The organism is Stenotrophomonas maltophilia group sp. msm4 (assembly GCF_032025605.1).
GTDB lineage: Bacteria > Pseudomonadota > Gammaproteobacteria > Xanthomonadales > Xanthomonadaceae > Stenotrophomonas > Stenotrophomonas sepilia.
In genome coordinates this window covers 1,776,959-1,800,620 of sequence record NZ_JAVSKK010000001.1, presented here as the reverse complement: position 1 = coordinate 1,800,620, position 23,662 = coordinate 1,776,959, and the positions used below count along the sequence as shown (strand labels likewise).

The following is a 23,662-nucleotide window of genomic DNA, read 5'->3' as shown; positions in this document are numbered from 1 at the left end:
CATGGCACATCACCACGAATCCAAGGGTCCGGTCGGCCCCGCGCCGCTGCCGCACCAGGTGGTCTATACCACCCTGCATTACGACACCCCGTGGTCGTACGAAAGCTACCTGAAGACCGGTGGCTACGCTGCCCTGCGCAAGATCCTCGAAGAGAAGATCACGCCGGAGCAGGTCATCGAGATGGTCAAGGCCTCGGGCCTGCGCGGCCGCGGTGGCGCCGGCTTCCCGACCGGCCTGAAGTGGTCGTTCATGCCCAAGGGCAACATGCAGAAGTACATCCTCTGCAACTCGGACGAATCCGAGCCGGGCACCTGCAAGGATCGCGACATCCTGCGCTACAACCCGCATTCGGTCGTGGAAGGCATGGCGATCGCCTGCTACGCCACCGGTTCGACCGTGGGCTACAACTACCTGCGCGGTGAATTCCACCACGAGCCGTTCGAGCACTTCGAGCAGGCCCTGGCCGACGCCTATGCGAACGGCTGGCTGGGCAAGAACATCCTCGGCAGCGGCGTGGACATCGACATCTACGGCGCGCTGGGCGCCGGCGCGTACATCTGCGGCGAAGAAACCGCGCTGATGGAATCGCTGGAAGGCAAGAAGGGCCAGCCGCGCTACAAGCCGCCGTTCCCGGCCAACTTCGGCCTGTACGGCAAGCCGTCGACGATCAACAACACCGAAACCTACGGTTCAGTGCCGGCGATCATCCGCAACGGCCCGGAGTGGTTCAAGGGCCTGAGCCTGACCGCCAACGGTGGCCCGAAGTGCTTCTCGGTGTCCGGCTGCGTGCAGAACGGCGGCAACTTCGAAGTGCCGCTGGGCACCACCTTCGACGACCTGCTGGAAATGGCCGGTGGCCTGCGTCCGGGCCGCAAGCTCAAGGGCGCGATCCCGGGCGGCGTGTCGATGCCGGTGCTGACCGCGGCCGAGCTGAAGGGCCTGCCGATGGACTACGACACCATCCGTGCGCTGGGCTCCGGCCTGGGCTCGGGTGCGATCGTCGTGCTCGACGACAGCGTCTGCTGCGTCAAGTTCGCCTGCCGCATCAGCCAGTTCTTCCACAAGGAATCCTGCGGCCAGTGCACCCCGTGCCGTGAAGGCACCGGCTGGATGCACCGCGTGCTGGAGCGCATCGTCGCCGGCAAGGCCACGATGGAAGACCTGCACCAGCTGAAGGCAGTGGCCGGGCAGATCGAAGGCCACACCATCTGTGCGTTCGGCGAAGCGGCTGCATGGCCCATCCAGGGCTTCCTGCGCCAGTTCTGGGACGAGTTCGAGTACTACATCGTCAACGGTCATTCGATGGTTGACGGCAAGAAGGTGGAGGCAGCCGCTGCATGAGCGCGCAACCCGTAAATCCGAGCGTCCCACCCGATCACGTCACCATCGAGATCGATGGCAAGTCGCTGGTCGTGCCCAAGGGCTCGATGATCATCCAGGCGGCCGACAAGGCCGGCATTCCGATTCCGCGCTTCTGCTATCACGAGAAGCTGCCGATCGCCGCCAACTGCCGCATGTGCCTGGTGGACGTGGAGAAGTCGCCGAAGCCGGCGCCGGCCTGTGCCACCCCGGTGATGGACGGCATGAAGGTCGCCACCCGCAGCGAAAAGGCGCTGAAGTTCCAGCGCTCGGTGATGGAGTTCCTGCTCATCAACCACCCGCTGGACTGCCCGATCTGTGATCAGGGCGGCGAGTGCGAGCTGCAGGACGTGTCGCTGGGCTATGGCCGTTCGGTCAGCCGCTTCAACGAGCGCAAGCGCGTGGTGCCTGACGAGGACATGGGTCCGCTGGTTGCCACCGAGATGACCCGCTGCATCCAGTGCACCCGCTGCGTCCGCTTCACCGCCGACGTTGCCGGTACCTACGAGCTGGGTGGCATGTACCGCGGTGAGAACCTGCAGATCGGTACCTTCGACGGCAAGCCGCTGACCACCGAGCTGTCCGGCAACGTCGTCGACGTCTGCCCGGTCGGCGCGCTGACCAACAAGGTGTTCCAGTTCCGCGCCCGCCCGTGGGAACTGACCGCGCGCGAGTCGCTGGGCTATCACGATGCGATGGGTTCGAACCTGTTCCTGCACGTGCGTCGCGGCGAAGTGCTGCGCACCGTGCCGCGCGACAACGAAGCCGTGAACGAGTGCTGGCTGTCCGACCGTGACCGCTACTCGCACCAGGGCCTGTACAGCGAAGACCGTGCGGTCAAGCCGCTGCGCAAGGTCAACGGCGAGTGGAAGGAAGTGAGCTGGGCCGAAGGCCTGGCCGCGGCCGCCGAAATCCTCAAGGCCAACCAGGGCGACAACCTGGGCGTGCTGGTGCACCCGTCGACCTCGAACGAGGAAGGCGCACTGCTGGCCCGCCTGGCCAAGGGCCTGGGCTCGGGCAACATCGACCACCGCATCAACAACCGCGATTTCTCCGACGCCGCAACCGCCGAAGTGTTCGGCCTGCCGCTGGCCGAGATCGAGGGCGCCGACCGCATCGTGGTCCTGGGCAGCAACATCCGCCACGAACTGCCGCTGCTGCACGCTCGCCTGCGCAAGGCGCAGACCACCAAGGGCGCGAAGATCCACGTCGTCAATCCGGTGGACTTCGACTTCGCCTTCAGTGTCGCCGGCAAGCAGATCGTTGCCCCGTCGAAGTTCGTCGACGCGCTGGCCAACGCCGAGCTGCGTTCGGCAGTGCAGGGCGGCAACAACACCGTGCTGATCGTTGGTGGCATCGCCGAGAACCACCCGCAGGCTGCCGCGATCCGCGCTGCCGCGCGTGACTTCGCTGCCGCTACCGGTGCCAAGCTGTGCCGCATCCCGCAGGGCGCCAACGCCGTTGGCCTGACCCGCGCCGGCGTGCTGCCGGCTGGCAAGGACGTCGCCGCGATGCTGGCGCAGCCGCGCCAGGCCTACGTGGTGTACGGCCTTGAACCGGGCCTGGACTTCGCCGACGCCCCGGCCGCCCGCAAGGCGCTGGCCGGTGCGCAGGTGGTGGCCTTCAGCCAGTTCGCCTGCGCCTCGACCCGCGACGTTGCCGACGTGATCCTGCCGATCGGTGCGCTGCCGGAAATCGATGCCACCCTGACCAACCTCGATGGTCGCGAGCAGTCGGCCCGTGCCGGCGGCAAGCTGCCGGGCGAGGCCCGCGAAGGCTGGCGCGTGCTGCGCGCACTGGGCGGCGACATGGCCCTGGCCGGTTTCGACTTCACCGACCTGGCCGGCCTGCGTGCCAGCCTGGCCCCGGTGTCGGTCACCGTCGCTGCTTCGGCGCAGCCGGCAGTTGCCGGTGAAGGCCTGGAAGTGGCTTCGACCGCCGCGATCTACCGCACCGATGCGGTGGTCCGTCGCGCGCCGGCACTGCAGTCGCATCCGCTCAACAACGCCCCGCGCATCGTGCTGAACGCAGAAGATGCCGCTCGCCTGCAGCTGCAGGAAGGGCAGATGGCCAAGGTCGGCACCGACGCCGGCAAGGCCACCCTGCCGGTGGTGGTCGACGCCCGCGTCGCTGCGGGTTCGGTCTGGATTGAATCGGGCCACGGCGCGACCGCGCCGCTGGGTGCCGCTCGCGTATCGGTGGTGGCTGCATGAACGAATTGCTGTTGAACGCGGTCGACCCGCTGCACCAGTGGCTGCTGGGCCTCGGTGACATCGGCGCGCTGATCTGGATCATCCTGAAGATCCTGGTGATCGCCGTGCCGGTGATCATCTCGGTGGCCTTCTACGTGGTCTGGGAACGCAAGCTGATCGGCTGGATGCACGTCCGCCACGGCCCGATGTACGTGGGCATGGGCATCTTCCAGGCCTTCGCCGACGTCTTCAAGCTGCTGTTCAAGGAAGTGGTCCAGCCGAGCAGCGCCAACAAGGCGATCTATCTTCTGGCCCCGCTGATCACCCTGGCCCCGGCCTTCGCGGCCTGGTCGGTGGTGCCCTTCGATTCGCAGATCGTGCTGTCCAATGCCAACGCCGGCCTGCTGTACCTGCTGGCGATGACCTCGCTGGGCATCTACGGCATCATCCTGGCCGGTTGGGCATCGAACTCGAAGTACGCGTTCCTGGGTGCCATGCGCGCCTCGGCGCAGATGATCAGCTACGAAATCGCCATGGGCTTCGCCCTGGTCGGTGTGATGATCGCCGCCGGCAGCCTGAACCTGAGCAACATCGTCGCTGCGCAGGCCGGCAGTTCCGGCTTCTTCGACTGGTTCCTGCTGCCGCTGTTCCCGCTGTTCGTCATCTACTGGGTGTCGGGCGTGGCTGAAACCAACCGCGCGCCGTTCGACGTGGTGGAAGGCGAATCGGAAATCGTTGCCGGCCACATGGTCGAGTACTCCGGCGGTGCGTTCGCCCTGTTCTTCCTGGCCGAATACGCGAACATGATCCTGATCAGCTTCCTGATCTCGATCTTCTTCCTCGGCGGCTGGCTGAGCCCGGTCCAGGGCTGGGTCGATTTCGGCAATGTCTCGCCGCTGGTCGACTGGATCTGGAAGGGCGGTGCACCGTGGTTGTTCGTCAAGGTGTTCTTCTTCGCCAGTGCCTACATCTGGTTCCGTGCCAGCTTCCCGCGCTTCCGCTATGACCAGATCATGCGCCTGGGCTGGAAGGTCTTCATCCCGCTGGCCATTCTGTGGATCGCGGTTACCGCCGTCATGGTGTTCTTCGGCGTGATTCAAAAGGGCGTCTAAGTGATGAACAGGATTACCCATTACTTCAAGAGCCTGCTGCTGCTCGAACTGCTGGCCGGCCTCTGGCTGACGCTGAAGTACAGCTTCAAGCCGAAGTACACGATGATGTACCCGATGGAGAAGTTCCCGCAGTCGCCGCGCTTCCGCGGCCTGCACGCCCTGCGCCGTTATCCCAACGGCGAAGAGCGCTGCATTGCCTGCAAGCTGTGTGAAGCGGTGTGCCCGGCGCTGGCCATCACCATCGACTCGGCCAAGCGCGAGGACGGCACCCGCCGCACCACCCGCTACGACATCGACCTGTTCAAGTGCATCTTCTGCGGCTTCTGCGAAGAAAGCTGCCCGGTGGACTCGATCGTCGAAACCCACATCCTCGAGTACCACTTCGAGAACCGTGGGGAAAACATCGTTACCAAGCCGCAGCTGCTGGCCCTTGGCGACCGTCTCGAGTCCGAGATCGCCGAGCGTCGTGCCGCCGATGCCGCTTACCGCTGAGGTCGAGAGATGGATTGGGTAAATATCGCTTTCTGGGTGTTCGCCATCGCGGCAACGGTTTCGGCCGGTGCGGTGATCAGCGTGCGCAACCCGGTTCACGCCGTGCTCTGCCTGGTGCTGACCTTCTTCTCCATTGCCTGCGTGTGGCTGCTGGTGGGCGCCGAGTTCCTCGGCGTGGCGCTGGTGCTGGTCTACGTTGGCGCGGTGATGGTGCTGTTCCTGTTCGTGGTGATGATGCTGGACATCGACCCCACCAAGCTGCGTGAGGGCTGGGTGCGCTACCTGCCGGTCGGCCTCATTGTGGCGGTGGCGATGCTGGCGCAGATGCTGATCCTGATCGGCGTCAAGGCACGCTCGGTCACGCCGTTCCCGGCCGACAACGCCGCTGCGGTCGCCGCCGACAGTTCCAACATCACCTGGCTGGCACGCACGCTGTTCACCGAGTACCTGCTGCCGTTCGAGTTCGCCGCCGTCATCCTGACCGTGGCCGTGGTTGCCGCCGTGATGTTGACCCTGCGCCGCCGTACCGGCGTCAAGAGCCAGAACCCGGGCGAGCAGACCATGGTCAAGGCCGGCCAGCGCCTGCGCATGGTCAAGATGGGTGCCGAAGCACCGGTCGTGCACAGCAACAGCAAGCCGGCCACCGGCGAGGAGACCCAGCCGTGATTACCCTTGGCCACATCCTTGCGCTTGGCGCGGTGCTGTTCGCCATCAGCCTGGCCGGCATCTTCCTCAACCGGAAGAACGTCATCGTCCTGCTGATGTCGATCGAACTGATGCTGCTGTCGGTGAACATCAACTTCGTCGGCTTCTCGCGCCAGCTGGGCGATCCGTCCGGCCAGCTGTTCGTGTTCTTCATCCTGACCGTCGCCGCCGCGGAAGCCGCCATCGGCCTGGCGATCCTGGTGACCCTGTTCCGTACCCGCCGCACGATCAATGTCGGCGAAGTCGATTCGTTGAAGGGCTGATCCACAGATGGAAATCACTCTCTCCAAGAGTCTGTTGATCGCAGTGGTGCTCGCACCGCTGTTCGGCAGCATCATCGCCGGCCTGTTCGGTCGCCAGGTCAAGCGCTTCGGCGCGCAGACCATCACCATCCTCGGCGTCGCGGTGGCCTGCGGCCTGTCGATGTACACGTTCTACCAGTTGATGTGGGGCGGCGCGCAGCCGTTCAACCAGAACATCTACACGTTCTTCGAAGTCGGCCAGTACTCGGCCCACGTCGGCTTCATGGTCGACAAGCTGACCGCGATGATGATGGTGGTGGTGACCTTCGTGTCGCTGCTGGTCCACATCTACACGATCGGCTACATGCAGGACGATCCGGGCTACCAGCGGTTCTTCAGCTACATCTCGCTGTTCACGTTCTCGATGCTCACCCTGGTGATGAGCAACAACTTCCTGCAGCTGTTCTTTGGCTGGGAAGCGGTGGGCCTGGTGTCGTACCTGCTGATCGGCTTCTGGTTCAAGCGCCCGACCGCGATCTTCGCCAACATGAAGGCGTTCCTGGTCAACCGCGTCGGTGACTTCGGCTTCCTGCTCGGCATCGCCGGCGTGCTGTGGGTGTTCGGCACCCTGGACTACTCGCAGGTGTTCTCGCAGGCCGGCATGCTGGCCGACCCGCGCGCCCAGCTGCAGATCTGGGACGGCACCCTCCTGGGCATGCAGCTGCTGAACGAGCCGGTGATCTGGTCGATCGCCACCGTCATCTGTATCTGCCTGTTCATCGGTGCCATGGGCAAGTCGGCCCAGGTCCCGCTGCACGTGTGGCTGCCCGACTCGATGGAAGGCCCGACCCCGATCTCGGCACTGATCCACGCCGCGACGATGGTGACCGCCGGCATCTTCATGGTCACCCGCATGTCGCCGCTGTTCGAGCTGTCGCAGACCGCGCTGAATTTCGTGCTGTTCATCGGTGCCACCACCGCCTTCTTCACTGGCCTGATCGGCATCGTGCAGAACGACATCAAGCGCGTCGTCGCGTACTCCACGCTGTCGCAGCTGGGCTACATGACGGTTGCACTGGGCGTGTCGGCCTACTCGGCAGCCGTGTTCCACCTGATGACCCACGCCTTCTTCAAGGCGCTGCTGTTCCTGGGTGCCGGCTCGGTCATCATTGCCATGCACCACGAGCAGGACATGCGCAAGATGGGTGGCCTGCGCAAGTACATGCCGATCACCTTCATCACCATGTGGATCGGTACGCTGGCACTGGTGGGTACGCCGTTCTTCTCCGGCTTCTACTCGAAGGACACCATCATCGAGGCCGCCGAGCTGCACGCGCACCTGTCCAACAACTGGGTGGCCACCTACGGCTACTGGGCAGTGCTGGGTGGCGTGATCGTCACCAGCTTCTACAGCTTCCGCCTGCTGTTCCTGACCTTCCACGGCAAGGAGCGTTTCCGCGACGTGCATCATGACGATCATGGTCACGGCCATGACGATCACCACGCCGCCGACGCCCACCACGGCGATGCGCATCACGATGACCACGGCCATGGCCACGGTGGTCCGCATGAGCCGCACGAAACCCCGTGGGTGGTGACCCTGCCGCTGATCCTGCTGGCCATCCCGTCGATCGCCATCGGTTTCTTCAGCATCGGTCCGATGCTGTACGGCACCGACTGGGCCGGCCACCATGCCCACGATGCCATCAAGGGCCAGGCGCATACGTTCTTCACCGGCATCGTCGACTTCTACGATCCGGCCAAGAACACCATCGGCTTCCTGGGTGAGGAGTTCCACGGCCCGATCGCCTTCGCGCTGCACGGCATGATGGCTCCGGCGTTCATGCTGACCGTCGCGGGCTTCCTGCTGGCCGTACTGTTCTACCTGTGGAAGCCGGACCTGTCGGGCAAGGCGCGCAAGGCCTTCGCTCCGCTGGTGTCGGTGCTGGAAAACAAGTACGGCTTCGACAAGCTGTGGATCGATGGCTTTGCCGGTGGCAGCGTCAAGCTGGGCAAGGTCTCGCGCTGGATCGACAGCAACATCGTCGACGGCGTGGTCAATCTCTCGGCACGTGTTGTGGATGTCGCAGCCGGCGTGCTGCGTCGTACCCAATCCGGTTTCCTCTATCACTACGCCTTCGCGATGATCATCGGCCTGATTGCCCTGCTGGGCGTGCTGATGCATTACCTGCGTTGATGACCTGTACGGAATAAGAAGACGTGTCGAACTGGCCTCTACTCAGTGTCCTCATCTGGCTGCCGATCATCGGTGGCGCCCTGATCCTCGCGATCCGTGATGCGCAGACCGCCCGCTGGGCGTCGCTGGGCGTAGCGGTGCTGACTTTCGTGGCGAGCCTCTCGCTGCTGAGCGGCTACAACGCGGGCATCGACGGTCTGCAGTTCGTCGAGACCCATGCGTGGATCCCGGCGTACAAGATCGGCTACAACCTGGGCGTGGACGGCATTGCCGTGGCGCTGATCCTGCTGACTACCCTGGTCAGCGTGCTTGCCCTGATCGGCGCCTGGAGCGCCATCGACAAGCGCGTGAACCAGTACGTGGCGGCCTTCCTGATCCTGGAAGGCGTCACGGTCGGTATCTTCGCGGCGACGGACGCGATGCTGTTCTACGTGTTCTTCGAGGCGATGCTGATCCCGATGTTCCTGATCATCGGTGTCTGGGGCGGCCCGCGCCGCATCTACGCTGCGCTGAAGTTCTTCCTGTACACCTTCCTCGGCTCGGTGCTGATGCTGGTGGCGTTGATCTACCTGTACATGAAGGGCGGCAGCTTCCAGCTGGCCGACCTGTATGCACTGCCGCTGTCGGCCAAGGAACAGACCTGGATCTTCTTCGCGTTCCTGATCGCCTTCGCGGTCAAGGTGCCGATGTTCCCGGTCCATACCTGGCTGCCGGACGCCCACGTGGAAGCGCCGACCGCCGGTTCGGTGATCCTGGCCGCCATCGCCCTGAAGATCGGTGGCTATGGCTTCCTGCGCTTCAACCTGCCGATCGTCCCGGACGCTTCGCAGGAATGGGCCTGGCTGGTGATCGGGCTGTCGTTGATCGCGGTGATCTACGTTGGCCTGGTCGCCCTGGTGCAGGACGACATGAAGAAGCTGATCGCCTATTCGTCGATCGCGCACATGGGCTTCGTCACCCTGGGCACCTTTATTGCCCTGTGGCTGGTGCGTGAAGCCGGCAACGCCGATGCCGCCCGCCTGGGCCTGCAGGGCGCCATGGTGCAGATGATCTCGCACGGCTTCGTGTCCGGCGCGATGTTCTCCTGCGTCGGCGTGCTGTACGACCGCATGCACAGCCGCCGCATCGCCGATTACGGCGGCGTGGTCAACGTGATGCCGTGGTTCGCCACCTTCGCCATGCTGTTCTTCATGGCCAACGCGGGCCTGCCCGGTACCAGCGGTTTCGTCGGCGAGTTCATGGTCATCCTCTCGGCCTTCCAGCGTAATCCGTGGATCGCGCTGGGCGCGGCCACCACCCTGATCATCGGCGCCGCCTACACCCTGTGGCTGTACAAGCGCATCTTCTTCGGTGAAGTGGCCAACAGCCATGTTGCCGAACTGAAGGACATCAACGGCCGCGAATGGCTGGTGCTGGGCGTGTTCGCCATCGGCGTGCTGGCCCTGGGCATCTATCCCAAGCCGCTGACCGACCTGATGGAGCCCTCGATCGCGAAGCTGGCGATGCAGATCGCATCCAGCAAGCTGCTGTAATTCCAGGATTTGATGATGACCACCTCGCCGCTGCTGCCATTGACCGCCGCTGACCTGCCACCGCTCGCTCCCGAGCTGGTGCTGATCGGCAGCGCCTTCGCCCTGATGATCCTCGACCTGTTCGTCAGCAACCGGAACAAGATCGTCACCCACCTGTTCTCGCTCGCTGCGCTGGCCGTGGTGCTGTTCATGCTGGCCACCGGCGTGGGCGGGCAGGGCGAGGTCTTCCATGGCATGTTCGTGCGCGATACCGCCGCGGACGTGATGAAGACCGGGATCGTGCTGCTCAGCGGCCTGACCCTGGTCTATGGCTGGCGTTATCTGCGTGACCGCAACCTGTTCCAGGGCGAGATCCCGGTGCTGATCCTGTTCGGCACCGCCGGCATGATGATCCTGGTGTCGGCCGGCAGCCTGCTGATGGTCTACCTGGGCCTGGAACTGCTGGCGCTGTGCTCCTACGCCCTGGTCGCCAGCAACCGCGAAAACGGCCTGGCCTCGGAAGCGGCGATGAAGTACATCGTGCTCGGCTCGCTGGCCTCTGGCCTGCTGCTGTACGGCATGTCGCTGATCTACGGTGCTACCGGCAGCCTGCACCTGGACGTCATCCGTGACGCCATCCCGCACTCGGAAGAGCGCGTGCTGCTGATCACCGGTGCGGTGTTCATGATCGCCGGCGTCGCCTTCAAGCTGGGTGCGGCACCGTTCCACATGTGGCTGCCGGACGTGTACCAGGGTGCCCCGGCACCGATCGCGCTGTTCATCAGCTCGGCGCCGAAGCTGGCCGCCTTCGGCATGGCCTACCGCCTGCTGGAAATGGGCGTGGGCCCGCTGTCGACGGAACTGCAGCTGCTGATCGCCGGCCTGGCCGCAGTCTCGTTGGTCATCGGCAACCTGATGGCCATCGCGCAGAGCAATCTCAAGCGCATGCTGGCGTTCTCCACCGTTTCGCACATCGGCTTCCTGCTGATGGGCATCGCCGGTGGTGGCGCACAGGGCTATGCCGCTGCGCTGTTCTACGCACTGGCCTACGCCATCATGTCGACCGCCGCCTTCGGCGCGATCATCGCGCTGTCGCGTGCCGGCTTTGAAGCCGAGAACATCGAGGACTTCAAGGGCCTCAATGCCCGCAACCCGTGGATGGCAGGCCTGGTGCTGTGCATCATGGCGTCGCTGGCCGGCATCCCGCCGTTCCTGGGCTTCTGGACCAAGCTGGCGGTGCTGGGCGCGGCCGTCAACGGCGGCCTGCTGTGGCTGGCCATCCTGGGCGTGCTGTGCGCCGTGGTCGGCTGCTTCTACTACCTGCGCGTCATCAAGGTCATGTACTTCGATGAGCCGGTGGGCGAGGCCATGCCGCGCAACAACGACCGCGTGCTGGGTGTGGTGCTGGGCGTCAATGCCCTGGCGCTGCTGGCCCTGGGCCTGGCCTGGAACCCGATCATGGTCTGGTGCCAGCAGGCATTTGCGCATCTTGCATAAAAGTTGACACAAAGCTGCGCGATTCGTGTAATATGCGCAGCCTGAGTTGTCACTGCAGCGGTTCAGCCAGAACATCGTTGCGGTAGCCCTCCTCGAAAGAGCAGGGCAGCAGTTCAAGCACTTCCGGTGCGGGGTGGAGCAGTCTGGCAGCTCGTCGGGCTCATAACCCGAAGGTCGCAGGTTCAAATCCTGCCCCCGCTACCAACTTCGGATCGGCGCCAACCGATTTGATGAATGAGGGAAAGCTTGCAGTTTTTGGAGCCATCGCTCATAATTCCGCTTCTGATGCGGGGTGGAGCAGTCTGGCAGCTCGTCGGGCTCATAACCCGAAGGTCGCAGGTTCAAATCCTGCCCCCGCTACCAAGTAAGGAGATCGCCTTCGAAGTCCCGCTTCGAGGGCGTTTTTCTTTGGGCGGGTTCCGTTCTTGCAGAGTCGAGCCATGCTCGACTTCCGGTATGGAAAAGGGATCTGACCCGGCCCCGCACCTTGCACCAGCGCGGTGCAGCCGCTATCATCAGCGGCCTAGCAGTACCCCTGAAGGCGGCCTCCCAGCGGGAGTCCGGACCCGGAAGGAGGGCCGCGACCGGCAGGCAATGCAGGTTGCAACCGGAATCCAGTCACCGGAGTCTTTCCGGAAAAGGGGCCCAACGGGCCCTTTGTCGTTTCCGGGGCGTCATGTTTCCACGCCGGCCAAGGCCGGCACCCAACCATAGAGATCAAGGCAGGCTGTGAGCGACAAGGCAACCGACATCGCGAATCTGCTCGCCCCGACCGTTGTGTCGCTGGGCCTGGAGCTGCTGGGCGTTGAGTATCTGCCGGCCCCCGGCGGTGCGACCCTGCGCCTTTACATCGACGTGCCGCTGGCTGAACAGCCCGAGCGCATCATCAATGTCGACGACTGCGAGCGGGTCAGCCGCGAAGTCTCGGCGCAGCTGGACGTCGAAGACCCGATCAGCGGCAATTACACGCTGGAAGTGTCCTCGCCGGGCGTGGACCGCCCGCTGTTCAACCTGGAGCAGTTCGGCCGCCACCAGGGTGAATCGGCCAAGGTGACGCTGAAGCTGCCGCAGGACAACCGTCGTCGCCTGCAGGGCCGCATCGAAGCGATCGACGAGGCCGCGGGCACCATCACCTTCATCGTCGACAAGGCTGAAGTGGTCGTGTCGGCCGACAACATCGACAAGGCACGGATCATGCCCGACTGGGTGGCGCTGGGGCTGGCCCCGAGCAAGCCGACCGGTCCGGCACCGAAGCGTCCGAAGCCGAACACGAATTCTTCTTCCAACGAGCCGGCGGCAAAGAAGCCGCGCGCGGAGTGAGCCAATGAGCAAGGAACTGTTGCTGGTAGTCGACGCAGTCGCCAACGAGAAGGGCGTGCCGCGTGAAGTGATCTTCGATGCCATCGAGGCCGCCCTGGCCTCGGCAGCGAAGAAGCGCTATCCCGAGGAGGAAGTGCTGACCCGCGTGGTCATCGACCACAAGGATGGCAGCTACGAAACCTTCCGCCGCTGGGAAGTGGTGGCTGATGACGTGGTCATGGAATCCCCGGATCGCCAGATCCGCCTGATGGACGCCGTCGACGAGGCCGAAGGCGTCGAGGTCGGCGACTACATCGAAGAGCAGATCGAGAACCCGGACTTCGGCCGCATCGCTGCCCAGGCCGCCAAGCAGGTCATCGTCCAGCGCGTGCGCGAAGCCGAGCGCCAGCAGGTCGTGGATGCATGGAAGGATCGCGTGGGTGAGCTGATCACCGGTGTGGTCAAGCGCGCCGAGCGCGGCAACATCTACGTCGACCTCGGTGGCAATGCCGAAGGCTTCATTCCGAAGGACAAGGGCATTCCGCGCGACGTGCTGCGTGCCGGCGACCGCGTGCGCGGCTACCTGGCCGAAGTGCGCTCGGAGCCGCGTGGCCCGCAGCTGTTCATCAGCCGCGCCGCGCCGGAGTTCATGATCGAGCTGTTCAAGCTGGAAGTGCCGGAAGTCGGCCAGGGCCTGGTCGAAATCAAGGCCTGCGCCCGCGATCCGGGCGACCGCGCCAAGATCGCCGTGCTGGCCCACGACCAGCGCACCGATCCGATCGGTGCCTGCATCGGCATGCGCGGTTCGCGCGTGCAGGCCGTGTCCAACGAGCTCAATGGCGAGCGCGTGGACATCGTGCTGTGGAACGACAACCCGGCCAACTTCGTCATCAACGCGATGGCGCCGGCCGAAGTGCAGTCGATCATCGTCGATGAGGACAAGCACTCGATGGACCTGGCCGTTGCCGAAGACCGCCTGGCCCAGGCGATCGGCAAGGGCGGCCAGAACGTGCGCCTGGCCAGCCGCCTGACCGGCTGGCAGCTCAACGTGATGACCCAGGACCAGGTCACTGCCAAGTCGGAGGCCGAGCAGGCTGCCGCCCGCCAGCTGTTCATGGACAAGCTGGAAGTGGACGAGGAAATCGCCGGCATCCTGGTCAGCGAAGGCTTCGGCACCGTCGAGGAAATCGCATATGTCCCGGTCGGCGAACTGCTGGCCGTGGAAGGTTTCGACGAGGACATCGTCGAAGAGCTGCGCGCTCGTGCCCGCGATGCGCTGCTCAATGAGGCCCTGGCAGTCGAGGAAGGCCTTGAAGACGGCCAGCCGGCGCAGGACCTGCTGTCCCTGAAGGGCATGGACGAAGCCACCGCATATGCGCTGGCCGGCCACGGCGTGCGTACCAGCGAGGACCTGTCCGACCTGGCCGCCGACGAGGTCATGGACTTCGGCATCGAAGGACTGGATCAGGCGCGCGCCGCTGCGCTGATCCTGGCCGCCCGTGCCGAGGAGATCGCCCGACTGGAACGCGGCGAATGAGCCGGCAATGAACAGGGCCCTGAGCCGCTCAGGGCGTAGAATCCGCGCCACCTCCAGATGCGGGGGGGCGCCCACAAGATCATAGGATCCGAATGTCGCAGCAAACCACCATCCGCAAGCTTGCCGAACTGGTCAACACGCCGGTCGAAAAACTGCTGGAACAGCTGGCCGGTGCCGGCATGAAGTTCAGCGGTCCCGACCAGGTCGTGACCAGCTCCGAGAAGGTAAAGCTCCTGGGCTTCCTTCGTCGTTCGCACGGCAAGCCCGAGCAGGCCCCGGAAGAGACCGATCAGTCTGCGAAGAAGATCACGCTCAACCGCCGGAAGCAGCAGGAAGTGACGGTCAATTCCGGTCGCAGCAAGACGACCGTGAATGTCGAGGTGCGCCAGAAGCGTACCTACGTCAAGGATGGTGCTCGCGCCATGACGCCGGACGAAGAGCGCGCCGACATCCTGCGCAAGCTGGAAGAGTCGCGTGCGCGCAACCTCGCCGAACAGCAGGCCCTGGCCGAGAAGGATCGTCTGCGCGACGAGGCCATCGTCCGTGCCCGTGAGGAAGAGGCCGCCGCCAAGGAACGCGCCGAAGCCGAGAAGAAGGCTGCCGAGGAAGCTGCGGCTGCGGCCAAGGCGGCCGAGGCACTGGCCGCCAGCAAGCCCAAGCGTGCTCCGATCGACGAAACCGCGCCGCGCCCGCCGCGCGCCCCGGCCGCCGCCCCGGCTGCGCCGCGTGGTGCTCCGCCGCCGCCGCCGCGCAACGACGAGCGCAACAACCGCAGCGCGCCGCGCAACGAGCGTGGCCCGGGCGACCGCTTCGCCGGCCAGATGCACCTGTCGGCCGCCGATCGTGCGCGTCGCGGCAACAGCAACAACAGCAATTCGCGTGGACGTCCGGGTGGCCGCAACCAGTCCGGTGGCCGTCGCGACATGTCGCGTGGTGGCAACAATGCCGGCCCGCACGCGTTCGAACGCCCGACCGCCCCGGTCGTGCGTGAAGTCGCGATCGGCGAGACCATCACCGTGGCCGACCTGGCGCAGAAGCTCGCGCTGAAGGGCGGCGAGGTGGTGAAGGCGCTGTTCAAGATGGGCGTGATGGCGACCATCACCCAGTCCATCGACCACGACACCGCTGCGCTGGTGACCGAAGAACTCGGCCACAAGGCGATCCGTGCCAACGACAACGATGCCGAAGACGCGCTGCTTGCTTCGACCGGTGAAAACCAGGGCGAAGCCGTGCAGCGCCCGCCGGTGGTCACCATCATGGGTCACGTCGACCACGGCAAGACTTCGCTGCTGGACTACATCCGCCGCACCAAGGTTGCCCACGGCGAAGCCGGCGGCATCACCCAGCATATCGGTGCCTATCACGTCGAAACGCCCAAGGGCGTCATCAGCTTCCTGGATACCCCGGGCCACGCCGCGTTCACCTCGATGCGTGCCCGCGGCGCCAAGCTGACCGACATCGTGGTGCTGGTGGTTGCTGCCGACGACGGCGTCATGCCGCAGACCAAGGAAGCGATCCAGCACGCCCGTTCGGCGGGTGTGCCGCTGATCGTGGCGATCAACAAGATCGACAAGTCCGGTGCCGATCCGATGCGGGTCAAGAACGAGCTGCTCTCCGAGCAGGTCGTGGCCGAAGAGTTCGGTGGTGACATCCAGATGGTGGAGATCTCGGCCAAGACCGGCCTGGGCATCGACGACCTGCTGGACGCGGTGTCGGTGCAGGCCGAACTGCTGGAACTGAAGGCCGTCGACGAAGGCCGCGCCTCGGGCGTGGTGATCGAATCGTCGCTGGACAAGGGCCGCGGCCCGGTCGCTACGGTGCTGGTGCAGCAGGGCCGCCTGAAGAAGGGCGACTACCTGGTGTGCGGTATCCAGTACGGCCGCGTGCGTGCGCTGTTCGACGAAACCGGCAAGCAGCCGGAGTTCGCCGGCCCGTCGATCCCGGTGCAGGTCCTGGGCCTGTCCGGTGTGCCGGAAGCCGGAGACGACTTCGTGGTGGTCGAGGACGAGCGCCTGGCCAAGGATGTTGCGCAGCAGCGTGAGACCAAGCGCCGTGAGTCGCGCCTGGTCGCCACCGCTGGCAGCCGCATGGAAGACATCATGGCGACCCTGGGCAAGGGCGAGGGCCAGCAGGTCCTCAACCTGGTCATCAAGGCCGACGTGCAGGGTTCGGTGCAGGCCCTGAGCCAGGCACTGGTCGCGCTGTCCAACGAAGACATCCGCATCAACGTGATCCACTCCGGCGTCGGCGGCATCACCGAATCGGACGCCAACTCGGCGGCTGCTTCGAAGGCCACCGTCATCGGCTTCAACGTGCGTGCGGATGCTTCGGCCCGCCGCATCATTGAATCCAACGGCGTCGACCTGCGTTACTTCTCGATCATCTATGACGTGATCGATCAGGTGAAGCAGGTGGCATCCGGTCTGCTGGGCGTGGAGATCCGCGAAGAGATCATCGGTATCGCCGAGGTCCGCGACGTCTTCCGCAGCTCCAAGCTGGGCGCCGTTGCCGGCTCGATGGTCATCGAGGGCGTGGTCAAGCGCAACAAGCCGATCCGCGTGCTGCGCGACAGCGTGGTGATCTTCGAGGGCGAGCTGGAATCGCTGCGTCGCTTCAAGGAGAACGTCGAGGAAGTCCGCAACGGTACCGAATGCGGTATCGCGGTGAAGGCCTACAACGACGTCAAGCCGGGCGACCAGATCGAGTGCTTCGAGCGTATCGAAGTGCCGCGCACCCTGTAATGCTGCAAGGTGGCCCGACCAACGGTCGGGCCCTACCATGTACCTGTAGCGCCCGGCCGTTGGTCGGGCGACAATCGAATCAAAGGTAGTGCCCGACCGTTGGTCGGGCGACAACTGAACCAAGAGCTCCTCGTGCCCAAGACTTTCCATCGAACCGACCGTGTCTCCGCCCAGCTGCGCCGTGAGCTCGGCACCCTGGTGCACAACGCCGTGCGCGAGCACGGGTTGCCCTCGGTGAGCGTGTCCGACGTGGAAATCACCCGCGACATGGCCCATGCCAAGGTGTTCGTCACCGCGCTGATGCCGGAACGCTCGGCTGAAGCCGTGGCCGGCCTGAAGGAGCTGGGTTACCGCCTGCGCATGGATCTGGCCCGCGCGATGAAGCTGCGCCACGTGCCGGAGCTGCATTTCCACTACGACGATTCGGTCGACCGTGGTGAGCACATCGACAACATCCTGCGCGACCTGCCCGATACGCTGGCCGCGGAGAAGCGTCGCGAGAGCGACGAAGAATAAGCTAGCGCCGGGCCCATGCCCGGCGTCTTTCCATTCCGGCAACGCGATGCCTGTGCGGGCCGCGCCGCTGCAGCCGAGCATGGCTCGGCTCTACAACATCCTGTCATGACCCGAATTCAGTTCCGCCGCCTGGATGGCATCCTGCTGCTCGACAAGTCGACCGGCATGAGCTCCAACGCCGCCCTGCAGGTGGCGCGCCGCCTGTTCCGTGCCCAGAAGGGCGGCCACACCGGCAGCCTCGACCCGTTGGCCACCGGCCTGCTGCCGCTATGCTTCGGCGAGGCAACCAAGATCGCCGGCCTGCTGCTGGGTTCGGCCAAGGCGTACGATGCCGAGATCGTGCTCGGCCAGACCACGGATACCGATGATGCCGAGGGCCAGGTACTGCTGCAGCGCCCGGTGCCGTCGATCAGCGCCGAGGCCCTGCAGGCTGCGCTGGCGCCACTGACGGGGAACATCCGCCAGCGGGCTCCGATCTATTCGGCGCTGAAGCAGGGCGGTGAACCGTTGTATGTGAAGGCCCGCCGCGGCGAGGCCATCGAGGCCCCGGAGCGCGAGGTCCAGGTGCACGCCATCGAGGTACTCGAGCAGCAGCCGGAACGGCTGCGGCTGCGCGTGACCTGTGGCTCCGGCACCTACATCCGCAGCCTGGCACGCGACCTCGGCGAACGCCTGGGCTGTGGCGCCCATATCAGTGCGCTGCGCCGGCTGTGGGTCGAGCCGTTCCGTGAACCGGTGATGGTCACCCTGGACCAGCTGCGGGTGATGGCTGAGGCCGGCGACGAGGCGGGCATGGACGCGCTGCTGCTGCCGCTGGCGGCTGGCCTGGCCGAGTATCCGCGGGTCGACCTCGACGCCGCCCAGGCTCACCGTTTCTGCGTCGGCCAGCGCCAGCGTGACATGTCCTGGCCGCATGGCCTGGTGGCCGTGTTCGGTCCGGACGATGCTGTCCAGGGCCTGGGCCAGGTCGACGACAGTGGCCTGCTGGCCCCGCAGCGCCGTTTCAACCTCTGACCGGGGCAGGGTGGTTCAGCCCCGGTCCTTGTCCCGGAAGCCCCTGGCCGTTACAATTTCGCGGCCGTTTTCCGGCAACCTGCCTCGCGCAGGTTTCATCCTCGTAGTCCACGGCGAGCCTGGCGGTGCGCGAAGCGCGTTCCTGCCGGCCACGCATCACAGAGAAAAAAGAAATGTCGATCGACACCCAGAAGGTCATTGAAGACAACAAGCGCAGCGCCGCTGACACCGGCTCCCCGGAAGTCCAGGTTGCCCTGCTGACCGCCCGCATCGAACTGCTGACCGGCCACTTCAAGACCCACAAGAAGGATCACCACAGCCGCCGCGGCCTGCTGCAGATGGTCAACCGCCGTCGCAGCCTGCTCGACTACCTGAAGAAGAAGGACGTCGAGCGTTACAAGGCCCTGATCGAAAAGCTTGGCCTGCGTCGCTAAGCAACGAATCCCCCGCGGCGCAGCGATGCGCCGCGGTTTTGTTTTGTAGCACCGCAATCCCCGATTCAGGCCGGAACGATCCGGCCACCCGCTGGCGGCAAGGGTCGCCGACGGTCCAAATTCGCAGACAGCATCCCCAAGGACACCCTCCGTGGCAAAAATCACCAAAACCTTCCAGTACGGCAAGCACACCGTCACGCTTGAGACCGGCGAAGTCGCCCGCCAGGCCAGCGGCGCGGTCATCGTCAAGATGGACGACACCGTACTGCTGGTCACCGCCGTCGCCGCCAAGAGCGCGCGCGAAGGCCAGGACTTCTTCCCGCTGACCGTCGATTATCAGGAAAAGTTCTACGCCGGCGGCCGCATCCCGGGTGGTTTCTTCAAGCGTGAAGGCCGTGCAACCGAGAAGGAAACGCTGATCTCGCGTCTGATCGACCGTCCGATCCGTCCGCTGTTCCCGGAAGACTACAAGAACGAAGTGCAGATCATCGCCACGGTCATGTCGCTGAACCCGGACGTGGACGGCGACATCCCGGCCCTGATCGGCGCCTCGGCTGCGCTGGCCCTGGCCGGCACCCCGTTCATGGGCCCGATCGGCGCTGCCAAGGTCGGCTACAAGAACGGCGAGTACATCCTGAACCCGACCGTCAGCGAACTGGCTGACTCGCAGCTGGAACTGGTTGTCGCCGGTACCTCCAACGCCGTGCTGATGGTCGAATCCGAAGCCGCGCTGCTGTCCGAAGAAGTGATGCTGGGCGCCGTGACCTTCGGTCACCGCGAAATGCAGAAGGTCATCAACGCGATCAACGAGCTGACCGTCGAAGCTGGCACCAAGCCGTCGACCTGGGAAGCCCCGGCCAAGAACGACGCGCTGATCTCCGCCCTGAAGGAAGCCATCGGCCCGCGCCTGGGCGAAGCCTTCCAGGTGCGTGACAAGCTGCAGCGCCGTGACGCCATCTCGGCGATCAAGAAGGACGTGTTCGAAGCCCTGGCCGGCCGTGTGGCCGCCGAAGGCTGGAACCCGGCCGAGCTGTCGAAGGAATTCGGCGAACTGGAATACCGCACCATGCGTGACTCGGTGCTGGACACCAAGGTCCGCATCGACGGCCGTGCGCTGGACACCGTCCGCCCGATCACCGTGAAGACCGGCGTGCTGCCGCGTACCCACGGTTCCTCGCTGTTCACCCGTGGCGAAACCCAGGCCATCGTGACCATCACGCTGGGCACCGCCCGTGACGGCCAGGTCATCGACGCCGTTGCCGGTGAGTACAAGGAAAACTTCCTGTTCCACTACAACTTCCCTCCGTTCTCGGTGGGTGAGTGCGGCCGCATGATGGGCCCGAAGCGCCGCGAAATCGGCCACGGTCGTCTGGCCAAGCGCGGCGTGCTGGCTGTCATGCCGTCGCTGGAAGCCTTCCCGTACACCATCCGCGTCGTCTCGGAAATCACCGAGTCGAACGGTTCTTCGTCGATGGCCTCGGTCTGCGGCTCGTCGCTGGCCCTGATGGACGCCGGCGTGCCGGTGAAGGCACCGGTGGCCGGTATTGCCATGGGCCTGGTCAAGGAAGGCGACCGTTTCGTGGTCCTGTCCGACATCCTGGGTGACGAAGATCATCTGGGCGACATGGACTTCAAGGTGGCCGGTACCGCTGAGGGCATCTCCGCCCTGCAGATGGACATCAAGATCGAAGGCATCACCGAAGAGATCATGAAGCAGGCCCTGCAGCAGGCCAAGGCTGGCCGTCTGCACATCCTGGGTGAAATGGCCCACGGCCTGACCGCTCCGCGTGAGGAGCTGTCGGACTACGCGCCGCGCCTGCTGACCATCAAGATCCACCCGGACAAGATCCGCGAAGTGATCGGCAAGGGTGGCTCGACCATCCAGGCCATCACCAAGGAAACCGGCACCCAGATCGACATCCAGGACGACGGCACCATCGTCATCGCGTCGGTCAACGCCATCGCTGCCCAGGCTGCCAAGGCCCGCATCGAGCAGATCACCTCGGACGTCGAGCCGGGCCGCATCTACGAAGGCAAGGTCGCCAAGATCATGGACTTCGGTGCGTTCGTCACCATCCTGCCGGGCAAGGACGGCCTGGTCCACGTGTCGCAGATCTCCAGCGAGCGCGTCGAGAAGGTCGGCGACAAGCTGAAGGAAGGCGATGTGGTCAAGGTCAAGGTGCTGGAAGTCGACAAGCAGGGCCGTATCCGCCTGTCGATGAAGGCCGTCGAAGAAGGCGAAGGCGCCAGCGCCGAATAATCGGTACTGCTGATCGTGCGGTGGGTGAGGACCGTTGGTCCTCACGCTTTCGCAAATGAGAAAGCGGGCTTCGGCCCGCTTTCTCTTTGCCTGGAATCCTGTGGGCGAGGATCGTTGGTCCCTACACCTGCGCGCCTTCTTCCTCCTCTCCCAGCCACCACACCTGGCCCGGCTCGGGGTCACTCAGCGGGTGCTCGCGCTGTTCGATGGCCTCCAGCACGCGGCCGGGGGCTGCAGCAACCCACATCGCCATGAGCTTTTCCACCGCGGCCCGGCCCTGTGCGGCCGCGCCGAGGTCACGTTCGCGTCTCCATTGGTCTTCACGTGGTGCCTCATCGCCATGATGGTGAGGCGTGCCGTAGCTGCAGCGGCGGCACAGCCGGCGCACGGTGGCCGTCCAGTCCTCGACCATGCCGATGCCGGGCAGCGTGATGGCCTCCAGGGCAGCGATGTCATCGGCCGAGTCGCACTGCACGAACACGGTGAAGGTCGCCATGTCCGAAGGCTGCAGGCGCTGCATGGCATTGAACACCGGCACCTGGCGCTCGTCATAGGCACGTTGGCCGGTCGAGGCCCCGTCGTGCAGCACGATGTCGCCGAAGCGGAAGCCGCTTTCAGGCAGCGGTACGTTGTCGATGCGTGCACGCACCGGATCAATGCGGCTCATAAACACCACTTCGGCGTCGGACCACGGTGCCAAGCGCACGCAGGCTACGCCGAAGTTGCCCTCGATCGGGCCTTCGCCCTCGGGCAGGGTGATGCCACAGCGGGACCATTGGCGGCGTGCTTCGGCCCAGTCACCGACGCCGGTGGCGGCGATACCGGCATTCCACGCGGTGGCTTCATCGAACTCGCCGCGCAGCTGTTCTGATTGCAGGTTGTCCTGCAGTGAGGAGGCCCAGTCGCGCAGGTACTTGTGTGCCAATCCGCGCATGTAATGCAGGTACGGCACTTCGGCAGCGAGTGCGATCAGCTCGCCGAACAGCGCCACCGCCTGCTGCAGGTCGCCTTCGCGGAAGGCGGCGTAGGCGCGCGCCTCCAGTGCCTCGCGGTCGTCGAGGGTTTCGTCGCCAAGCAGGTCGCCGTCGTCGATACTGTCGTAGTCGGTGCTCATGTCCATGCGCGATTGAAGGTCTGCGGCTACCTTAGCCGATGCATGGGGCGGCGGCGTCGGTGCGTGTCCTGCTGCAGTGCATGACGGCAATCACGTGTCTGCCCCGCTGTCGTCACGGGATGCGGTGTGCCTGTCACGGGGCGACATGCCGCGACATCCGTCCCATGGGTCCTTCCGTTTGCTAACGTGGCGGCGCCTTTGAACCGGGAGATCCCATGTTCCGCCAGACCGTGGCCGTCCTTGCCGTGCTGATTGCCGGTGCCTTGCCCATTGCCGCGCACGCAGCGCCCGCACAGCAGCCGATCTTCGGCGCCTATTACCCTGGTGGATCGGCCGAGCGCTATCCGGTGTCGAGCATTCCGGCCGAGCGCCTGACCCACCTGTTCTACGCGTTCTCCACCATCGAGGACGGCCGCTGCACGGTCGGTGCGGAAGCGCCGAAGAATTTCGCCGCACTGGCCGAACTCAAGAAGGCGCACCCGCACCTGCGCACGCTGATTTCCATTGGCGGCTGGGGCGCAGGCGGCTTCTCCGATGCGGCACTGACCGAAACCAGCCGCAAGCGCCTGGTCGACTCATGCATGGCGCTGTTCTTCGAGCGCCATGCAGGCAGCTTCGATGGTGTGGACATCGACTGGGAATTCCCGGTCAGTGGTGGGCCGAGGGAGCTGGCACACCGCCCGCAGGATCGCGCCAACCTGACCCGGCTTGCGCAGGCCTTCCGCCAGGCACTCGATGCGCGCGGTCGCAAGGTTGGCCAGCCGATGCTGCTGACCGCCGCGTTGGCCGCCGGTCGCCTGCAGACCGATGGCCCCTATGATCCGGCGGCGAGCTACGACCTGCCGGCGCTGGCCAGGGTGTTCGATTTCATCAACCTGATGAGCTACGACATGGGCACCGGCTTCTCGTCGGTGTCGACCTTCAATGCGCCCTTGCATGAAGTGCCGGCCGATCCGCTGGCGCCGGAGCTGCGTCGCTGGAACAACGTGGCCGGCGCGGTGCAGTACTACCGCGAGCGCGGTGTACCGGCCGACAAGCTGGTGCTGGGCGTGCCGTTCTACGGGCGCGGCTTCAAGGTCACCGGCGTTGCACCGGATGGCCTGTATCAGCCTTACAGCGCACCGGCCGACGCCGGCGACTGGCGGGTGATCAAGGCGCGCTATCTCGACCACCCGGGCTGGACCAGGCACTGGCAGCCGCAGGCGCAGAGCCCGTGGCTGTACAACGCCGAACAGAAGGTCTTCATCAGCTATGAAGACCCGCGCTCGATCGGGCTGCGTGCGCAGTTCGCCCGCGAGCAGGGCCTGGCCGGGGTGTTCATGTGGGAGCTGACCGGCGACGACGAGCAGGCCAGCCTGCTCAACGCCATGCTCGGCCCGTGGCAGAAGGCGCGCATCGGCGATTGAGTCGCGTGCTGGCGCCGGGCTCATGCCCGGCGA

The 23,662-nt window shown here is 65.2% G+C and carries 18 protein-coding genes and 2 tRNA genes; 19 read left to right on the top strand and 1 reads right to left on the bottom strand.

What is annotated here, in order from left to right; translation table 11 throughout:
• Position 1 precedes the first annotated feature (1 nt).
• The 18 genes from nuoF to pnp all read left to right on the top strand — a co-directional run bounded on the left by nuoF (position 2) and on the right by pnp (position 21,109).
• A complete protein-coding gene (gene nuoF / locus ROV93_RS08530; protein ID WP_072168489.1) occupies positions 2–1,342 on the top strand; it encodes an NADH-quinone oxidoreductase subunit NuoF in 1,341 nt (446 codons plus the stop codon).
• Complete coding sequence (gene nuoG / locus ROV93_RS08525) at positions 1,339–3,573, top strand: NADH-quinone oxidoreductase subunit NuoG (protein WP_005417933.1); 2,235 nt, start codon at positions 1,339–1,341, stop codon at positions 3,571–3,573. Before nuoF ends, nuoG begins: the two co-directional genes overlap by 4 nt.
• Entirely contained in the window at positions 3,570–4,664 is a 1,095-nt protein-coding gene (gene nuoH, locus ROV93_RS08520) for an NADH-quinone oxidoreductase subunit NuoH (protein WP_072168488.1), read from the top strand. The genes nuoG and nuoH overlap by 4 nt, the downstream gene beginning before the upstream one ends.
• Before the next feature lie 3 nt (positions 4,665–4,667).
• Positions 4,668–5,156 carry an NADH-quinone oxidoreductase subunit NuoI gene (gene nuoI / locus ROV93_RS08515; protein ID WP_005417924.1) on the top strand — a complete coding sequence of 163 codons (489 nt, stop codon included), beginning with the start codon at positions 4,668–4,670 and terminating at the stop codon, positions 5,154–5,156.
• A 9-nt stretch (positions 5,157–5,165) separates the two neighbouring features.
• Complete coding sequence (locus tag ROV93_RS08510; RefSeq protein WP_005417923.1) at positions 5,166–5,822, top strand: NADH-quinone oxidoreductase subunit J; 657 nt, start codon at positions 5,166–5,168, stop codon at positions 5,820–5,822.
• Complete coding sequence (gene nuoK, locus ROV93_RS08505) at positions 5,819–6,124, top strand: NADH-quinone oxidoreductase subunit NuoK (RefSeq protein WP_005417921.1); 306 nt, start codon at positions 5,819–5,821, stop codon at positions 6,122–6,124. Before ROV93_RS08510 ends, nuoK begins: the two co-directional genes overlap by 4 nt.
• A gap of 7 nt (positions 6,125–6,131) precedes the next feature.
• Positions 6,132–8,300: an NADH-quinone oxidoreductase subunit L gene (gene nuoL / locus ROV93_RS08500; protein WP_072168486.1), complete on the top strand. Its 2,169-nt coding sequence runs from the start codon at positions 6,132–6,134 to the stop codon at positions 8,298–8,300.
• A gap of 23 nt (positions 8,301–8,323) precedes the next feature.
• Positions 8,324–9,832, top strand: coding sequence for an NADH-quinone oxidoreductase subunit M (locus ROV93_RS08495; protein WP_072168485.1), 1,509 nt, complete (start codon positions 8,324–8,326; stop codon positions 9,830–9,832).
• A 15-nt stretch (positions 9,833–9,847) separates the two neighbouring features.
• Complete coding sequence (gene nuoN, locus ROV93_RS08490) at positions 9,848–11,308, top strand: NADH-quinone oxidoreductase subunit NuoN (protein ID WP_049415243.1); 1,461 nt, start codon at positions 9,848–9,850, stop codon at positions 11,306–11,308.
• Between the two features lie 127 nt (positions 11,309–11,435).
• Positions 11,436–11,512, top strand: a tRNA-Met gene (locus ROV93_RS08485).
• A gap of 82 nt (positions 11,513–11,594) precedes the next feature.
• A tRNA-Met gene (locus ROV93_RS08480) sits at positions 11,595–11,671 on the top strand.
• A gap of 366 nt (positions 11,672–12,037) precedes the next feature.
• Positions 12,038–12,628 carry a ribosome maturation factor RimP gene (gene rimP, locus ROV93_RS08475; protein WP_005417913.1) on the top strand — a complete coding sequence of 197 codons (591 nt, stop codon included), beginning with the start codon at positions 12,038–12,040 and terminating at the stop codon, positions 12,626–12,628.
• 4 nt (positions 12,629–12,632) lie between these two features.
• Positions 12,633–14,144 (top strand): transcription termination factor NusA, encoded by a 1,512-nt coding sequence (nusA, locus tag ROV93_RS08470; protein ID WP_005417911.1) that lies wholly within the window; start codon positions 12,633–12,635, stop codon positions 14,142–14,144.
• A 92-nt stretch (positions 14,145–14,236) separates the two neighbouring features.
• Complete coding sequence (gene infB / locus ROV93_RS08465) at positions 14,237–16,885, top strand: translation initiation factor IF-2 (RefSeq protein WP_053499259.1); 2,649 nt, start codon at positions 14,237–14,239, stop codon at positions 16,883–16,885.
• 132 nt (positions 16,886–17,017) lie between these two features.
• Positions 17,018–17,401 (top strand): 30S ribosome-binding factor RbfA, encoded by a 384-nt coding sequence (gene rbfA, locus ROV93_RS08460; protein WP_005410447.1) that lies wholly within the window; start codon positions 17,018–17,020, stop codon positions 17,399–17,401.
• 105 nt (positions 17,402–17,506) lie between these two features.
• The gene (gene truB / locus ROV93_RS08455) at positions 17,507–18,415 is read left to right on the top strand and encodes a tRNA pseudouridine(55) synthase TruB (RefSeq protein ID WP_312539272.1); all 909 of its coding nucleotides are present in this window, start codon (positions 17,507–17,509) and stop codon (positions 18,413–18,415) included.
• A 173-nt stretch (positions 18,416–18,588) separates the two neighbouring features.
• Positions 18,589–18,849, top strand: a complete 261-nt coding sequence (rpsO, locus tag ROV93_RS08450) for a 30S ribosomal protein S15 (protein ID WP_005417886.1) — start codon at positions 18,589–18,591, stop codon at positions 18,847–18,849.
• A 151-nt stretch (positions 18,850–19,000) separates the two neighbouring features.
• The gene (gene pnp, locus ROV93_RS08445) at positions 19,001–21,109 is read left to right on the top strand and encodes a polyribonucleotide nucleotidyltransferase (protein WP_005417884.1); all 2,109 of its coding nucleotides are present in this window, start codon (positions 19,001–19,003) and stop codon (positions 21,107–21,109) included.
• A gap of 121 nt (positions 21,110–21,230) precedes the next feature.
• Here the strand turns inward: pnp and ROV93_RS08440 are convergent, their stop codons facing one another.
• The gene (locus ROV93_RS08440) at positions 21,231–22,223 is read right to left on the bottom strand and encodes a hypothetical protein (protein WP_255299222.1); all 993 of its coding nucleotides are present in this window, start codon (positions 22,221–22,223) and stop codon (positions 21,231–21,233) included.
• Positions 22,224–22,438: 215 nt separating this feature from the next.
• Here ROV93_RS08440 and ROV93_RS08435 point away from each other — a divergent pair, with 215 nt between their 5' ends.
• Positions 22,439–23,629, top strand: coding sequence for a glycoside hydrolase family 18 protein (locus ROV93_RS08435; RefSeq protein ID WP_072169121.1), 1,191 nt, complete (start codon positions 22,439–22,441; stop codon positions 23,627–23,629).
• The last annotated feature ends 33 nt before the right edge of the window (positions 23,630–23,662 follow it).

What these genes read in the sequence shown, in the direction of transcription:
- nuoF (WP_072168489.1), top strand. Translation starts at nt 2, where the DNA reads ATGGCACATCACCACGAATCCAAGGGTCCGGTCGGCCCCGCGCCGCTG.
- nuoG (WP_005417933.1), top strand. Translation starts at nt 1,339, where the DNA reads ATGAGCGCGCAACCCGTAAATCCGAGCGTCCCACCCGATCACGTCACC.
- nuoH (WP_072168488.1), top strand. Translation starts at nt 3,570, where the DNA reads ATGAACGAATTGCTGTTGAACGCGGTCGACCCGCTGCACCAGTGGCTG.
- nuoI (WP_005417924.1), top strand. Translation starts at nt 4,668, where the DNA reads ATGAACAGGATTACCCATTACTTCAAGAGCCTGCTGCTGCTCGAACTG.
- ROV93_RS08510 (WP_005417923.1), top strand. Translation starts at nt 5,166, where the DNA reads ATGGATTGGGTAAATATCGCTTTCTGGGTGTTCGCCATCGCGGCAACG.
- nuoL (WP_072168486.1), top strand. Translation starts at nt 6,132, where the DNA reads ATGGAAATCACTCTCTCCAAGAGTCTGTTGATCGCAGTGGTGCTCGCA.
- nuoN (WP_049415243.1), top strand. Translation starts at nt 9,848, where the DNA reads ATGACCACCTCGCCGCTGCTGCCATTGACCGCCGCTGACCTGCCACCG.
- nusA (WP_005417911.1), top strand. Translation starts at nt 12,633, where the DNA reads ATGAGCAAGGAACTGTTGCTGGTAGTCGACGCAGTCGCCAACGAGAAG.
- infB (WP_053499259.1), top strand. Translation starts at nt 14,237, where the DNA reads ATGTCGCAGCAAACCACCATCCGCAAGCTTGCCGAACTGGTCAACACG.
- truB (WP_312539272.1), top strand. Translation starts at nt 17,507, where the DNA reads ATGACCCGAATTCAGTTCCGCCGCCTGGATGGCATCCTGCTGCTCGAC.
- rpsO (WP_005417886.1), top strand. Translation starts at nt 18,589, where the DNA reads ATGTCGATCGACACCCAGAAGGTCATTGAAGACAACAAGCGCAGCGCC.
- ROV93_RS08440 (WP_255299222.1), bottom strand. Translation starts at nt 22,223, where the DNA reads ATGAGCACCGACTACGACAGTATCGACGACGGCGACCTGCTTGGCGAC.
- ROV93_RS08435 (WP_072169121.1), top strand. Translation starts at nt 22,439, where the DNA reads ATGTTCCGCCAGACCGTGGCCGTCCTTGCCGTGCTGATTGCCGGTGCC.